At 30.7% G+C, this 15465-nt stretch carries 12 protein-coding genes; 4 read left to right on the top strand and 8 right to left on the bottom strand.

Annotation, left to right across the window (positions count from 1 at the left end; genetic code table 11):
* Positions 1-100: 100 nt before the first annotated feature.
* From V9L04_RS06260 to V9L04_RS06250, 3 genes are all read right to left on the bottom strand, one after another.
* Entirely contained in the window at positions 101-991 is an 891-nt protein-coding gene (locus V9L04_RS06260) for a phytoene/squalene synthase family protein (protein WP_338793226.1), read from the bottom strand.
* A 149-nt stretch (positions 992-1140) separates the two neighbouring features.
* Entirely contained in the window at positions 1141-1653 is a 513-nt protein-coding gene (locus V9L04_RS06255) for an RNA polymerase sigma factor (protein ID WP_338793225.1), read from the bottom strand.
* A gap of 554 nt (positions 1654-2207) precedes the next feature.
* Complete coding sequence (locus V9L04_RS06250) at positions 2208-2501, bottom strand: hypothetical protein (RefSeq protein WP_338793224.1); 294 nt, start codon at positions 2499-2501, stop codon at positions 2208-2210.
* Positions 2502-2786: 285 nt separating this feature from the next.
* Between V9L04_RS06250 and priA the strand changes: the two genes are divergently transcribed.
* Positions 2787-5333: a primosomal protein N' gene (gene priA / locus V9L04_RS06245; RefSeq protein ID WP_338793223.1), complete on the top strand. Its 2547-nt coding sequence runs from the start codon at positions 2787-2789 to the stop codon at positions 5331-5333.
* 10 nt (positions 5334-5343) lie between these two features.
* Here priA and V9L04_RS06240 read toward each other — a convergent pair whose 3' ends face one another.
* From V9L04_RS06240 to yidD, 4 genes are all read right to left on the bottom strand, one after another.
* The gene (locus V9L04_RS06240) at positions 5344-5769 is read right to left on the bottom strand and encodes a hypothetical protein (protein ID WP_338793222.1); all 426 of its coding nucleotides are present in this window, start codon (positions 5767-5769) and stop codon (positions 5344-5346) included.
* A gap of 67 nt (positions 5770-5836) precedes the next feature.
* Positions 5837-6274, bottom strand: coding sequence for a hypothetical protein (locus tag V9L04_RS06235; protein ID WP_338793221.1), 438 nt, complete (start codon positions 6272-6274; stop codon positions 5837-5839).
* A gap of 285 nt (positions 6275-6559) precedes the next feature.
* Positions 6560-8065: a Do family serine endopeptidase gene (locus V9L04_RS06230; protein ID WP_338793220.1), complete on the bottom strand. Its 1506-nt coding sequence runs from the start codon at positions 8063-8065 to the stop codon at positions 6560-6562.
* 307 nt (positions 8066-8372) lie between these two features.
* Positions 8373-8606: a membrane protein insertion efficiency factor YidD gene (yidD, locus tag V9L04_RS06225; RefSeq protein ID WP_338794187.1), complete on the bottom strand. Its 234-nt coding sequence runs from the start codon at positions 8604-8606 to the stop codon at positions 8373-8375.
* A gap of 344 nt (positions 8607-8950) precedes the next feature.
* Between yidD and V9L04_RS06220 the strand changes: the two genes are divergently transcribed.
* The 3 genes from V9L04_RS06220 (at position 8951) to V9L04_RS06210 (ending at position 13009) form a co-directional block, all read left to right on the top strand.
* Positions 8951-9370 carry an ATP-binding protein gene (locus tag V9L04_RS06220; RefSeq protein WP_338793219.1) on the top strand — a complete coding sequence of 140 codons (420 nt, stop codon included), beginning with the start codon at positions 8951-8953 and terminating at the stop codon, positions 9368-9370.
* Between the two features lie 87 nt (positions 9371-9457).
* Positions 9458-10720 carry an S-adenosylmethionine:tRNA ribosyltransferase-isomerase gene (locus V9L04_RS06215; RefSeq protein WP_338793218.1) on the top strand — a complete coding sequence of 421 codons (1263 nt, stop codon included), beginning with the start codon at positions 9458-9460 and terminating at the stop codon, positions 10718-10720.
* A 219-nt stretch (positions 10721-10939) separates the two neighbouring features.
* Positions 10940-13009 carry an OmpA family protein gene (locus tag V9L04_RS06210; protein WP_338793217.1) on the top strand — a complete coding sequence of 690 codons (2070 nt, stop codon included), beginning with the start codon at positions 10940-10942 and terminating at the stop codon, positions 13007-13009.
* A 4-nt stretch (positions 13010-13013) separates the two neighbouring features.
* Here V9L04_RS06210 and V9L04_RS06205 read toward each other — a convergent pair whose 3' ends face one another.
* The gene (locus V9L04_RS06205; RefSeq protein ID WP_338793216.1) at positions 13014-15176 is read right to left on the bottom strand and encodes a GAF domain-containing protein; all 2163 of its coding nucleotides are present in this window, start codon (positions 15174-15176) and stop codon (positions 13014-13016) included.
* Between the last annotated feature and the right edge of the window lie 289 nt (positions 15177-15465).

The following is a 15465-nucleotide window of genomic DNA, read 5'->3' as shown; positions in this document are numbered from 1 at the left end:
AATAATCCTTTTTATTTATTAAGTAAAAACCTATCATTCTTTATAAAATGATAGGTTTTTTTTATAATTAAACTATTTTGTCTTAATTTTTCATTGAATATTATAAATAATTCAGACGGTGTTTTACGTAACTCTCCACCAATAAAAACATTTTTCTACTATCAGGAACACGTATTCTTTCTGAAAGTATCGTTTGGGCAGAAGATTGTTTTATTTTATTGAATAATTTTAAATAATAAACATAAGCTAAATAAACACCCATACGTGAAGGCTTAGGCAATCGTAAAATGGCTTCGTATGCTGCATCAAAATCTTTTTGAATATCGTTTTCTATCTCAAGTTTAGCACTAGAATCAAATTGTGAATAATCAACATCAGGAAAATAAACTCTTCCACGTTCGTCAAAATCACTTTTCATGTCTCTCAAAAAATTTACTTTCTGAAAAGCTGCTCCAAGGCTTCTAGCTCCTGCTTTCAAGCTATCATACAGTTCGCTATCATTTTCACAAAATACACGCAAACACATTAAACCTACTACTTCAGCAGAGCCATAAATATATTCATTGTACTTATTATCACTATATTCTTTTTTATCTAAATCCATTTTCATACTATTCAAAAAGGCTTCTATAAGCTCATCTTCAATGGAATAACGCTCAACTGCAAGTTGAAAAGAATGAATGACAGGATTTGTACTAATTTTTTCCTCAATTGCACGAAAAGTATCTTCTCTAAAACGAGCAAGTAAAGTTGCTCTATCTTTGTCGTGAAAAGTATCTACAATTTCATCAGCATAACGAACATATCCATAAATTGCATAAATAGGAAAATGTAATTTTTTGTGTAATGTCTGTATACCTAACGTAAAAGAAGTGCTGTAATGTTGAGTAATCAATTTGCTACACTTTAAAGCAGTTGTATTATAAAGTGCCATAGAATCTGAAATAGTATCAGTTCTTGTTGATGTTATTGAAGGGGTAAGAGTATTCATAAGAACTTTATAAGATTTTCTAGTAGAACGAAATAGTAAAGGTAATAAGTATGTTCTTTTTCCAAAATAGAAAAACGCACACTTTTGTTTGAAAAAAATGTGCGTTTTTTTTAAATATTTTTATATAAAGTTCAGATTAGTAAACTAAATTAATTTTTAGAAGAGTAAACCTTCAAATTTCCTTTTAGTTCTTTACGTGCAATATGAATTCTGTTTTTTACTGTTCCGATAGGAATCTCTAAACGTTCTGCAATTTCATAATATTTGAAGCCTCTAAAGTGCATCATAAAAGGTACTTTATAAGCATCATCTAATTTGTCAATTGCACGAACTACATCTTGCATCATAAAATCTCCATATGCACCATTTGCAGCTACATGATTAGAAGAATTAAGGAAATGTAAATTTTCAGTAGTATCAATAAATGTATTACGACGCACCAAACGCTGATAATTCGTAATAAATGTATTTTTCATGATGGTATATAACCATGCCTTTAAGTTTGTTCCTTCCGTAAATTTTTCACGGTTAGAAAAGGCTTTTAATATTGTTTCTTGAAGCAAATCATTTGCTTCATCAGAATCTTTAGTTAGCTTTAATGCGAAAGGACGCAAAGAGTAAGCTATTTTTTGTAGTGCAAATCCAAATTCGAAGGCTGTCATAGTTAAAAAAATTTTGAAGTTTGGAGGTATTTGTTTTTGTTTAATACAAATTTACTATTTCTAAAATGTCTTTCCAAATTTTTGTGTAATTATTTAGTTAAAAAAGTTAAACAAATGATTGTTTGTACAAGTATTAACTAATTAGTTTCTTATTTTAATCTAATATAGTGTTTTTTGCAACAAATGCAAACTTTATTAGATTACCAAGTAATGAATTTTTTGATAAAAAAGTCATTAAAATTGGAGAAGTTATTTGAAAAAGGTGGAGTTAAGAAAATTGAAAGATTATGTAAAAACAAAAATTAAGATTAAAAAATTAAGTTCAATAATTGAGATAAATTTCTCAGAACTTATGAAGTGAAGAAATAAAAAGCTATAAAAAATGACCTTTTTTGTTTCACTTGCTTATACTAACGCAAACTTTTTTTAAAGGTTACACTTTTTATTGAAAAGTTTTAAAATTGTTTTGATTTTTCTGAATTTTTTTCAAAATAGCCATTTAAATACCTATCAGAGAGTATGTGTAAGTGGTTTTTTATACTTAATAATTAATTTTACTGATTTTTATCTTTTAATTTAACTAATTCTATTACTATTCCTCCAAAACGAGCTTCTTTAGCCTGACATTTTTGTTTACTAACATAACAGATAGTGCTATGGTATTCTTCTCTTCCATCTGGATCTACATAAAAAGCTATACAGCCACCAGAAATAGTACGATTATAAAATCTTACATAACGTCCATGTCCATCTGTTGCACGTCCCACACATTTTTTGCAAATTTCATTTGGATAGCGAGAGTTCTCAAACATGGAATCTTGACAAATTGGACAAAGAACGATTTCCATAAAAGAAATGAAAGAATTGAGATGTTTGTTTAAAGTAAAATTCAAAAATACTAAAAATTTATTTAAAAAAGTTAAACAAATTTATGGAATTCTAGTAAAAAATATAGTAAAACTGAAATCTACCCTTATTTTGAGTTAATTTAGACACCCTTTTTTTCAAGAAAAATAACGAACTTTGCAGTATAGTTCTTCCAAAAAACAGTATTATACTTGTATCAACAATGATTTTTTAGGCTTATTTTTGCTTCTGTTTAACTTTTATATAACCTTTCAATTTTATCTAATTTGTCGCTTTTTCAATCCTTTTCTGATTCTACAAATGCCATTTCTACAGAAAGAAAAACACTTTTTGCAGAGGTTATTATTCCTGTACCTCTAAAAACTACTTTTACATATCGTATTCCTTTTGAATTAAATGAATTTGTTCAAAGTGGAGTTCGGGTGGTTGTGCCTTTTGGAAGAAAACGAGTTTTGACAGGCGTTGTAAAATCGATTACTCAAGAAGCACCAAAAGGCTATTCTGCAAAATATATTTTAGAGCTTTTAGATGAAACACCACTTATTACACAAACTCAAATTTGGTTTTGGACTTGGATTGCATCTTATTATATGTGTTCGGTTGGCGAAGTAATGAATGCAGCCTTGCCTTCTGGATTGAAATTAAGCAGTACAAGTAGATTGCAATTACACCCTGAATGGAAAAACGGAATAAACGAAGAGGAAATAAAACAGAAACGTATTGAGTATGATTTGTCAGATGATGAAATTCGTTTGATTAATTTATTAGAATTAGAAAGCTCATTGACTTATGAACAAGCAGGCGAAAAGTTAGATTTGCAAGATGTTTATCAAGTCATAAAAAAATTAACTCAAAAACGAATCATTATTATTTTTGAGGAATTAAAAGAAAAGTATAGCCCATTAAGAGAAAAACATATCCTGATTGCTAAGGAGTATGCAAGTCAAGAAGGAGTAGCAGAAGCATTCACAAAGACAACCAGAAGCGCAAAACAAGAAGAGCTTTTACTTACTTATTTGAGTAAAAATCCAATAAAAGATTATCCAAAAAGTATTTCTAAGAAAGAATTATTAGGAGAAAATTTGTCACCTAGCTCTCTAAAAACATTAATAAAAAACGGAATTTTTGAAGAGTTTGAAAAGACACTTTCTCGCTTTGAGTTCGAAGAGTGGACAGAAACTACCTCAGCTATAAATCTAACTTCTACACAAGAAAAAGCTGTACATCAAATTTTTGAGCATTTTCAAGACAAATCTACTGTTCTTTTACATGGCATAACAGGAAGTGGAAAAACAGAAATGTATGTTAGTTTGATAGAACAAGTTTTACAAAGTGGAAGTCAAGTTTTGATGCTTTTACCTGAAATTGCACTTACCAGTCAGATTGTAGTTCGTTTGAAGCGAATTTTTGGAAATGCTGTTGGTGTTTATCACTCTCGTTTTTCAGATAACGAACGTGTGGAGGTTTGGAAAGGTGTTTTGAATGGCGATATTAACTTTGTTATTGGTGTGCGTTCGTCTGTTTTTCTGCCTTTTGAGCATTTGGGGCTGATAATCGTCGATGAAGAACATGACCCTTCTTATAAGCAGTATGACCCTGCGCCACGTTATCATGCTCGTGATGCTGCGCTTGTTTTGGCTCACAAACATCAAGCAAAGGTTGTTTTGGGTTCGGCTACTCCGTCTGTGGAAAGCTATTTTTTAGCTAAACAAAAACAGTATGGTTTAGTAGAAGTTTTGCAGCGTTTTGGAGAGGCTACTTTACCTGAAATTCAGTTGGTAGATTTGCGAGAATCCAAAAAGAGAAAAGAACTCAAAGAGCAATTTACAAGAGAACTTTTTGAGCAAATGAAAACAGCTTTACAAAATCATGAACAGATTTTACTTTTTCAAAATCGTCGTGGTTACGCACCTTATTTGAGTTGTGAAGTTTGTGAAACAATTCCAGAATGTCAGAACTGTTCGGTAAGTCTTACCTATCATCAAAAAGCACAAGAATTGCGTTGTCATTATTGTGGATTTTCTACAAAAATTCCTCAAAACTGTTCGGCTTGTGGCTCTACAAAAATATATCCGATAGGTTTTGGAACGCAAAAAATAGAAGAAGATTTGCAGGTTATGTTACCTGAAAGTAGGATTGCAAGGATGGACAGAGATACAACACGAACTAAAACAGGGTACGAAAAAATTATTGATTCCTTTGAAAAGCATGAAGTTGATATTTTGGTAGGAACGCAGATGATAACAAAAGGATTAGATTTTGAGAAGGTAAATCTAGTAGGCGTTTTTGATGCCGACAGAATTTTGTTTTTTCCTGATTTTCGTTCTTCTGAGCGTTTTATGCAGCTTATCATGCAAGTGAGTGGACGTGCAGGACGTAGGAGTGGAAAAGGAAAAGTAGTCATTCAGACCAATGCGCCATCGCATCCTCTTTTTGCTATTATTAGTCTTCACGATTATCAAACTTTCTATAATCAAGAAATTATGGAAAGAGAACAATATAATTACCCTCCTTTTGCAAGACTAATAAAGCTAATGGTAAGACACGAAGAGCGAGAAATGGCACAAAAAGCAGCTTTTATTTTATCAAAAAAACTTCAATCAAAACTTAGTCTTCAACGTGTTTTAGGACCTGAAGCTCCAATTATCGAACGTATCAGAAATAAATTTCAACAAGCTATTTTGATAAAACTAGAACGCAATCAGTTTGATTTGAGAAAAACAAAAGAGTTTATTCAATTTCAAATTGATGAGCTTTATAAAGATAAATCGTTTAAGAAAATACAAGTTGTGGTTGATGTGGATTTTGTTTAAGGTTGTATAACTATAATTCGTATTTTTTTAATAAAAGAATTAACTCTTCGTTACCTTTCCAACCTTCACTTTCCCTCATAGCAATCAAAAGATACTTTTTAATTTCTTCTATACCATCAGCTAATCCGTGTACGTGTACTTTAGCATTTTTCCAAGGAGCATGTTTTGGCATTTCATAATTAATTCTATAAGTTCCATTATAATGATAACAGATTTCTATTAATTGTTCCTCTTGCTTTATATCATCAATATTTTGAATAACCAAAGTACCATGAGATGTGTAAGCCCATAAATCAGTATGAACAAACATCTTATTAATCTCATCAATCAATAACAACATTCTAGAACCAAAATCAAGCTCGTGAGGTATTTTTTCTATTTTTTGATAGAACTCTTCTAAGGTTCCAAAATTGTTATCACGTCTTTGTATGGGCATTTTTATAATTGCTTTAGTTGATTATTCGTGAAAATAAATTTATAATGTTGTGTAGTGAATGTGTTGTTTAATTATTTTTACTTTCCTCAAACCACTCCAAACCCTTTTCCACAGAATCAAACAAACGCATGTGATAGCCTATTTCTTTGAGTTCGCTGTTTTCTACTAAGTCTTCAGCAGAGAGTTGAGAAAATAAATTTTTACTTTGAATAATAGCTTCATAGTTCATTCCTAGTGCTACCATTTTAGGATTGAATTCTTTTAAAAACCATTCATTTACTTCATCAAATGAACCTTCTATCTCTACGATTACTGAAATCAGATGAGTAAAATGATGTTCAGTTACTAAATCAATTACTTTTTGATGTCCCTCCTTAAGTTCTTGTGGCATACAGAATCCTTTCCATTCTTGAAGCAGAATATGAGGGTAATCTGTGAGTCGGTAAAAGTGAGCATAGTCATCTTCTAGTTCATTTTGAATTTTTGTGAGAAGTTCTTTTTCCATGAAGTTAAATAGTTTAGAGTAGAAATATTTTAGATGATAATATACAATGATTTTTGGTTATACTCAAACAATTTTGATGTTAGAATAAAGTGAAGTTGTCATGCCTTTTAAATTATCAGTGCATTTTAATACACAAATGCTGACACCTGTTGAGGAATAAATATTATCAGGTTTTTATGGATAGGCTCTGATGTTATATTTCGGACACATGTAAACGCAAAAAGCCTTACTTTTTGTGAAGTAAGGCTTTTTAGTTTTTAAGATAAGTCTAACAAAATTCAGATTTTACATTGCAATAGCAAAAAATCCTCTTCTACCTGTCGGATGGAAGCCTTCAATTAATACACCTCCATTTTTTCCTTCTAAAAGTCGGATTACATCGGCTGAAGTTTCTACTTTTTCTTTATCAATGTGCGTAATAACAAAACCTTCAGGAACTTGAGCTTCTTTAAACTTTCCTGCTTTAATAGAAGCTATTTTTACACCTGTTGTACCAATTTTTGTAGCCATTTCTGGAGAGATATTTTGAATTTCTATTCCTAAAGATTCAATTTTCATCATCTTTCCAGCTTCATTAGTTATAAGGTCGGTTGTTCCCAAGCTATTTTTGAGTTCTACATTTGTATTTCGCTCGTTTCCATTTCTAAGATAAACTACTTTTACTTTATCTCCTGGACGTTTACGTGCAATGCGTTCTTGAAGCTGTGCCGAAGTGTTTACTTGTACGCCATCTACTTCAATAATTACATCACCTCTTTCTAATCCTGCTTCTATTGCTCCACTTTTTTCTGTTACGCCAGCAACATAAATTCCACGAACAACTGATAAATTTAATTCTTTAGAAAGGTCTGCTGTTACATCTCTAATCTGAACACCTAGAAGTCCACGCTGAACAATTCCGTGTTTTTTCAAATCTGTGTATACTTTCTGAACAATTCCGATAGGAACAGCAAATGAATATCCTGCAAAAGAACCTGTGGTAGAAGCAATAGCTGTATTTATTCCTACTAATTCTCCATTTGAGTTTACTAATGCACCACCACTATTACCTGGGTTTACGGCTGCATCAGTTTGTATAAAAGCCTCAACACCTAAACCATCTTTACGACGCAAGATATTAATGTTTCTAGCTTTTGCACTCACAATTCCTGCTGTTACAGTAGAAGTAAGGTCAAATGGATTTCCAACTGCAAGTACCCACTCTCCGACTTGTAAGGCATCTGAATTACCAAAAGTCATTGGTTTCAAATCTTCATCAGCATCAATTTTTAAAACTGCCAAATCTGTACTTGGATCTGTTCCAATAAGTTCTGCCGTATAACTTTTCTGATTATTCATAATTACATCAATACGTGTAGCATTTTCTACAACATGATTATTAGTTACGATATAACCACCTTCTTCGATAATAACTCCTGAACCTGAACCCATTCTAACTTCATTTTGATTTTGATTTCTATCAGGCAATTGCTGTCCAAAAAAATCTCTAAATAAGTCTTCCATTGAGTTTTGCTGACGATTACTCATCAAAGCAGGATTTCCAAAGGTTTGAATGTGAACTACTGCTGGTGTAGCTTTTTTGGCTGCTTCCACAAAATTGATATTTTGAGGCGAAAAAGTAGGATTTACTGGGTCTGGATTTCCATAACCTGTCTGTAGAAATGGTTGGTTTGTATTTGTAAAATTAACTTGGTTTTGTGGAAGAAAAAAGTTCAAATAAACGCCTAATGCAACTCCTCCACCTACAATAGCAGAAAGTAAGGCGATAAAAAATAATCCTATTCGTTTCATAAATTGATTGATTTAAGTGATGGTTGTATAATTTAATTATATTAAAATGCAGTATATTATTTTGTGTCTAAACTGCTTTGTATAGATTTAGTTCTGATTTTTAGTTAGTGAGTTGTCTAACTTGTTATTTTGATTGCGAAAGTCGTACTAATTCTAATTACTGTCAATCTGATTAACAATTTCTAAGAAAAGCTAATAAAAATAATGAAAAAATAGCATAAAATTAAGACAGATTATAAGGCAAAAGGTTAAAATTAAGATTTAGAATGCCTTTTTGTCAGTTTGAATAAAACAAATGATATTATTTCTAATCTACTGGGTCGTATCCACTTCCACCCCAAGGATGACACTTTCCAATCCGTTTTAATCCCTTCCAGCCTCCTCTAAATGCTCCATGTTTTTTGATAGATTCTACCATATATACCGAACACGTAGGCGTGTAACGACAACGAGGAGGAAGCATAGGAGAAATAAAATATTGATAGAACCGAACTATTGCTAAAAATACATAAGAAAAGAAACGGGAAATAGCTTTTTGTATCACAATGAAAATAGTATTATTTGGATAATTAATTTAATTAGAACGTTATGAGTAGTAATTGCGTTATAGATGGGTTAGAATAATATCTCTGTCTGTTCTATATTTTTTAATAAATATCGAATAAAAACAAAAATAAGTGATAATAAGTAAGTTTGTTTTTACAGCAATCCTTATATTTGGGATTTGTATCTAAAATTTTATGCTACTTGAATAGCAATAATTATAACTAAATTATAAATAGACTCATTTTTGAGAGTGAATCAAGATTAAATAATCATTTTATTCTCTTTTTTTTCAGTATTAATTCCCTTTTTTACCTTTTATATTGCAACACAAAAAATACTATGAAATCAGTTTTGCACATCAAAATCCCTTCCCTTTTAGAAAATATCCGTATTGTAGAGAGTTTTATAGATAATGCTCGTGATAAATTTAACCTAAATGATGATATATACGGAAATATTATGGTTGCTGTTACCGAAGCTGTTAATAATGCTATCATTCATGGAAATGGAAAAGATAAAAATAAAGAAGTAGATTTGAGTTTGGAAGTAGGAAAAGAAAAGTTGTTTTTTACAATTAAAGACCAAGGAAAAGGATTTGATCCAGATTCACTTCCAGATCCAACTGCACCAGAAAACCTTTTGACCATAGGAGGAAGAGGAATCTTTTTAGTAAAAAATCTAGCTGATAAAGTTGATTTTTTAGACGAAGGAAGAACTGTCAAGATGACTTTTAACGTAACCAACTCCGTTTTAAATTAATTAGAAATTAAAAATTACGGTAAATTAGAAAAAAGCAGTTAGTAGAAATTAACTGATAACTCTTTACTGATAACTGATAACTGCCCTGTGGAAAAGATAAATTTAGAAGACTATACCTATCATTTGCCAACTGAGCGAATTGCCCAAAATCCTTTAGCAAGACGAGATAGTTCAAAACTTTTAGTATATAAAAAGGGTACTATTTCTCATCATCATTTCACAGAAATTACTGATTTTTTGAGTGAAGAGTATACTTTATATTTTAATAATACTAAGGTGATTCCTGCACGTCTTTTATTTGAAAAAAAGGCTACTCAAAAAGGACAAAATGGAAAAGGAGCAACAATAGAAATATTTTTGTTACATCCTGTTTTGCCAACTGCTGATGTTAGTGAAGCCATGCTAAGTACAGAAAAATGTACTTGGAAATGTGTTGTAGGCAATCTTAAAAGGTGGAAAGATGGACTAGTTTTGGAAAGAGAATTAGAAATTGATAATCAAACTATTCTAATTCAGGCAAAAATAGCAGATAGAAATGAGCTTTTGATAGAGTTAGAATGGAAAAATAATAATCCTAATTCAACAGAAGAAATTCAAATTCCTTTTGTAGATATTGTAGAAAAATTAGGTGTCATGCCTTTGCCTCCTTATATAAAAAGAGAAGCAAAACAGAAAGATTCTTCTACTTACCAAACTATTTATAGCAAAGCAGCAGGAGCAGTAGCAGCACCAACAGCAGGACTGCATTTTACTGAAAGTGTCCTTCAAAGTCTTGCAAAGAAAAATATAAAAACAAATGAACTTACTTTGCATGTAGGAGCAGGTACTTTTCAACCTGTTAAAAAAGAAAATGCTGGCGATGTAGCTACACATACAATGCACTGTGAACAGATTGTTGTTACAAAAGAAAATATAAAAAGCATTATTGATTCGGAAAAGGTGGCTTCTGTTGGAACTACATCTATGCGAACTTTGGAGAGTTTGTACTGGTATGGAACAAAAATTTTACTTAAAAATGAAACCACTTTTTTTATAGAAAAATTAGAACCTTATAGCTATGATTCTGAAATAAAATTACCTTCTAAAAAAGAAAGTTTTGAAGCTATTTTAAAGTATATGAATGATTCTAGTCAAGAAAAACTAACAGGCGAAACCGAAATTTTTATTCTTCCTTCTTATACGTTTCGTGTTTGTGATGCGCTAGTTACTAATTTTCATATGCCCGAAACGACACTTATTTTATTGGTAGCTGCTTTTATAGGAAAAGACTGGGAGAAAATTTATCAAACTGCACTTGATAATAACTATCGTTTTTTGAGTTATGGAGATTCTTCTTTGTTGTTTTTGTAGATTATTTTACTGTAAACCACTTTTTTTAAAACACAGAGTTCACAGAGGACACAGAGAATTAAAATACAACTACCTATAATTTAAAATTGACTTAGTGTTTTTTGAAAAAATTGCAGAGCAAAAACAAAATATTTATTTTCTATTAAAATAATATTAAAAAAATCTGTATAATTCGTAAAATCTGTGTTCCATAAAAATAGTAGATTATTTTGATAAAATATGAAAAAAATAATAGGTGTAGTTTTATTGCTTGTAATACATATTCCGTTTTGTTTCCCACAAATTGGTTACAATGAAAAAGAATTTTTTTTGAATGGAAAAGAAGATTTCAAAAATGACAAATATAGAAGTGCTCTCTATTATTTTGAAGAAATAAAATTAAATAATACTTTACATCAAGATGCAAAATATTATGCTGCTATCTGCAAATTACATTTGCACTTACAAGAACAGTCTTTAAATGAATTAAAGAATGTAAATGTAATGCATCTCAAAGAAAATACACATTATTTTTATTGGTTAGCAGAGGCTTATTTTCTTAATGAAAAGTTTGGGGATGCTTTAGAAATGCTAAAACTTTATGCTGAACAAAATCCAAAAAGTAGAATAGAAACGTATGATAGATTACTTTCTCACCTCAAAACAGCATTAGAACTATATCAAAGACCAAAAAATTATCTTGTCCGAAATATGGGACAACATGTCAATTCGCCTTTTCATGATTTTGGAGTGAGTAAAATTCCTTTTTCTGATAATCTTATTTATAGTAGTAATCGTCTTACTTTTAAAGAAAAAATTACTGATCGTTATGAGACCCAAATATTTACACTCTATAACGCCAAAATAGAAAAAGATGGAACAGTAGAAGAAATTGAGCAGTGGAATAGGTCAGAGTCTTTGGATTCTCAATTTAGTGTATTACAAATTCTGAAATACGAACTTACAAGTAGTGACAAAACTTTTCTTATTTCTCAAAATGGAGATTTAAAAATACTTAAACGTGAAAAAGGAGTTTGGCAGACACCTCAATTATTTTCGCAAACATTGAGTGAAGAAAAAGGAGTTCAGGAATATGCTTGTCTATCAGAAAATAAAAAAATACTTGTTTTTGCTTCAGACTATAAATCAAAAGGAAACTATGAACTTTTTGTATCAAGGAGAGAAGACATAAAAGATGACTTCGAAAAACCTGAATTATTAGAAAAATTGAATTCTAAATCAAATGAAGTAACTCCTTTTTTAGATAAAAACAATACTCTTTATTTTAGTTCGAATAGAGAAAATACGGCAGGAGGTTTTGATGTTTTCAAAGCAGATTTTGATACAGTTTCAAATGAATGGATAAATCCTTTATTACTTCCTTATCCAATAAATAGTGTTGCTGATGATCTTTATTTTAGTATTGATAATTCAAATAACCAAAGCAATCAGTTAGGCTATTTTGTTTCAAACAGAATAAAAGGACAAGGAGGTGATGATATTTATGAAGTTTTCTTTTTTGATTCAGTAGAAGTAAAAGGTCAATTTAGAGAACGAACAGTAGATAAAAAACCAGTTCAAGATGCAGAAATTATTTTTAAAAGTCTAAACTATGCAATAGATAGTGTAACCTTTCAAACTAAAACGGATGAAGAAGGAAATTATAAAATAAATATTCCAATATATTTGAAAGACAAAGTAAAAGAGGAAGCGCAAATAACTGCTAATTATCAAACTAAATCAAATAATGAAACTGTATTTGATATAGAAATTCGCTATCAAAATAGATTAGCTTATCAAGACCAAATTTCATTAAATCCTTATCTTCTTGCAAAGCGAAATTCTAAAAACTATGTAATCAATGCGTACTTATATGTTGAAGAAGAAGATATGTATAAGGATGATAATCAATCAGAAAATCAGAAATTATTACAGAAATTAGTTGATATTTCAAGTATAGATAAAAGTAAAAGTATTATCCTGAAAAATATCTATTATGAAAATGGAAATGCTGTTTTAAAACAAGAATCTTATCCAATGATAGAAGAAGTGGCTGAGTTTCTTATTCAAAACCCATCACTGAACTTAGAAATTATTGGACATACAGATAATGTTGGAAGTGCATCTCAAAATCTTATTTTATCAAAAGAAAGAGCGCAAAGTGTTATTGATTTTTTGGTAGAAAAAGGAGTGGAAAAAGCTAGATTAAAAGCAAACGGTTATGGACAAGAGCGACCAATAGCTAGTAATGATGATGAAAAAGAAGGACGAGAACTAAATCGAAGAATTGAAGTGCGAGTTTGGGATTAGGGTTTTACTCAATTGGAACAATATCTTCATATTCTGTAAATCGAACAGGATTAAGTGAAGTTACTTCTCTATTTACAATTGCAAAACCTGTAATTTTTCCACTTGTAGCAATGAGAGGGAAAAATTCTAATTCATAATACAAATCTTCAAATTCAGAATTTTTGATATTCGAAACCATAGTAAATGATTCACCACCCAAAGCACGTTCATAATACGGCTTCCAATATTCTAACTGTTCTTGAGTCAGTATTTCTAAAATATTTGAGCCATTTGGAACTTCTGTTCCTTTTAATCTTCGTAACATGGCAGCATACGAACGGTTCAAAACTTTAATGTTATACTCTTCATCAAGAGCCAAAATCATACTCTTTGTACTATTGACAACCCCTTCATAATTAGCCAAACGCTCTCTCAAATCTCTTTGAATACGTTCTAATTCTTCTTGTGTGGTTGTTAGTTCTTCCATGCTCTGACGCATTTCTTCTTCTTGCGCTCGCATCTGTTCAGCATACATTTGAGATTCTTCTAAGAGTAACTTTGTACGTTCATTACTTCGTACATTAGCAAGTGTAGCAGCAATGCTTTCAGATAATTTAATAACAAAGGCAAGTTGATATTCTTCAATTGGATGAAAAGAAGCAATTTCAATTACTCCATGTACTTCATTATTCGAAATCAGAGGAACAATCAATAAATAACTTGGTGTAGCTTCTCCTAATCCAGAAGTAAGACGGATATAATCAGAAGAAATTTGATTAAAATACAAATGTCCTTTTTCCATTACAGCCTGTCCTAAAAGTCCTTGTTCGATAGGAATAGATTGTTGTATGAATTTTTGTTTGTTATAAGCGTATGCAGCCTTCAACACTAGATGTGCTTTTGCCTCCTTTTCATCTCCTTCTTTCTCTAAACTATAAATTCCACCTTGATTAGCTTCCAAATAATGAACTAAATTAGAAATAAGTTGATAAGAAAGAGCTTGCATATCTTGTGCATGTTGGCGCAAAATATCCGAAAATTTTGCTGTTCCTTCATTTGCCCAGTTTCTACGTTTGTCTTCTTCTGCGTTTTGTTTTAGATCATCTCGCATCTCTAAAAGTGCATATCCTAGAGTATCTTTTTTGCTTCGTACCTCAAAATCTTCATCAAAATTTCCTTTTCCCACTTGAGTCGCAAATTCTGTGATATGCTCTAGTCCTTGTGAAAAACGACTTAAATCTTGAATCAGATTACCAACTTCATCATGAGAACGAGCCAAAAGGGTACGAGAAATATCCCCTGCTGCCAAACGATTGATAAGCTGACGAATTTTTAGAAGTGGATGTAAAGAAGTCGTGACAACAAACCAATAACCCAAACCAATACCGATAGCATTAATTAAAAAAAGAGCAACCATCCAATAACGTAAACGAATTTGATCGTAATATAAACGAGTAGAGAGAGAGTTTTCTAAATTTTTGTTGAGTAAAATAAGTTTTTCAGCATTACGGATAATGAAATTTACATCTGGAGCAATATTTCCATTCAAAACATTGTCAAACTGATATTCCATTTTTCTATAATTAATGGAAAGAGCTGTATTTGCTGTATTATCATCAAAGGAAAGTGATAAATCTCCCAAGTCATCTAACCCTCCATCTAAGCCACCTAAATCTCCCAAAGAAAATAAATTTTCTTCTGCTGGAAGTTGATTAATTAAACTACTTTTACTTTCTGGAATATAGTAAACAAGAACGCTGTCGTGATGTAACTGACTTGTTGTTCTTATTTTGGTAAATCGTTTGTCAAATTCTTTCCAAAGACGTTGAAAGGAAACTAATTGATTATTAATTTCTTCAGAAATAGGTTTTACTTCAATTTCTTCATCAAAGCGAGCTTTGTATATTCCTCCATTTTGAAGAATGTCTAAATTCGAATTAATAGAACTTACTCGGTTGCTAAGGTCGTTTAGGTCAGTTTGTTGATTACCATCTACAACATTTCTTAGATAAAAAATAGCTTGCTGAATTGACATTCCATTGCGCTGTGCAATATCTAATTTTGTTCCATCATCTAAAATATTATTATCTAACTTAAAAACTAAAAAGTAGTGAAGCAAAAGCATCACAAACAGTCCTGAAAACAGAATGGCTAATTTTTGACTAATTTTTAGATGTTTGATATTCATAAATTAAAAGAAATTCCAAGACCCTAAGGGTTTTTAAAACCCTTAGGGTCTAAAAAACTTATAACGAAACTAAAAGATACAAAAAGAATTTAGTAGTTTTCAATTTTCGGAAAATAAATTTCATAAAAAAAATCTATCAAACATCAAAAATCATTTCTTGTTGTAGTCTTAGTAGTCTTTAAAAAGCATTTTTGATAAATTACACTAAAAAATTCCTATAAATCACAGTTTTTGCTTACTTTCACTTAATTATTTTAATCAAAGACTTTCAAAAAAAGAAAATTACATA

This window comes from Bernardetia sp. MNP-M8 (assembly GCF_037126285.1).
Classification (GTDB): domain Bacteria; phylum Bacteroidota; class Bacteroidia; order Cytophagales; family Bernardetiaceae; genus Bernardetia.
The sequence above is the reverse complement of the archived record's forward strand: the minus strand, read 5'-3'. Positions and strand labels throughout refer to the sequence as shown.

Coding starts and splice junctions, on each gene's coding strand:
- V9L04_RS06260 (WP_338793226.1), bottom strand. CDS start 991: ATGAATACTCTTACCCCTTCAATAACATCAACAAGAACTGATACTATT.
- V9L04_RS06255 (WP_338793225.1), bottom strand. CDS start 1,653: ATGACAGCCTTCGAATTTGGATTTGCACTACAAAAAATAGCTTACTCT.
- V9L04_RS06250 (WP_338793224.1), bottom strand. CDS start 2,501: ATGGAAATCGTTCTTTGTCCAATTTGTCAAGATTCCATGTTTGAGAAC.
- V9L04_RS06240 (WP_338793222.1), bottom strand. CDS start 5,769: ATGCCCATACAAAGACGTGATAACAATTTTGGAACCTTAGAAGAGTTC.
- V9L04_RS06235 (WP_338793221.1), bottom strand. CDS start 6,274: ATGGAAAAAGAACTTCTCACAAAAATTCAAAATGAACTAGAAGATGAC.
- V9L04_RS06230 (WP_338793220.1), bottom strand. CDS start 8,065: ATGAAACGAATAGGATTATTTTTTATCGCCTTACTTTCTGCTATTGTA.
- V9L04_RS06220 (WP_338793219.1), top strand. CDS start 8,951: ATGAAATCAGTTTTGCACATCAAAATCCCTTCCCTTTTAGAAAATATC.
- V9L04_RS06210 (WP_338793217.1), top strand. CDS start 10,940: ATGAAAAAAATAATAGGTGTAGTTTTATTGCTTGTAATACATATTCCG.
- V9L04_RS06205 (WP_338793216.1), bottom strand. CDS start 15,176: ATGAATATCAAACATCTAAAAATTAGTCAAAAATTAGCCATTCTGTTT.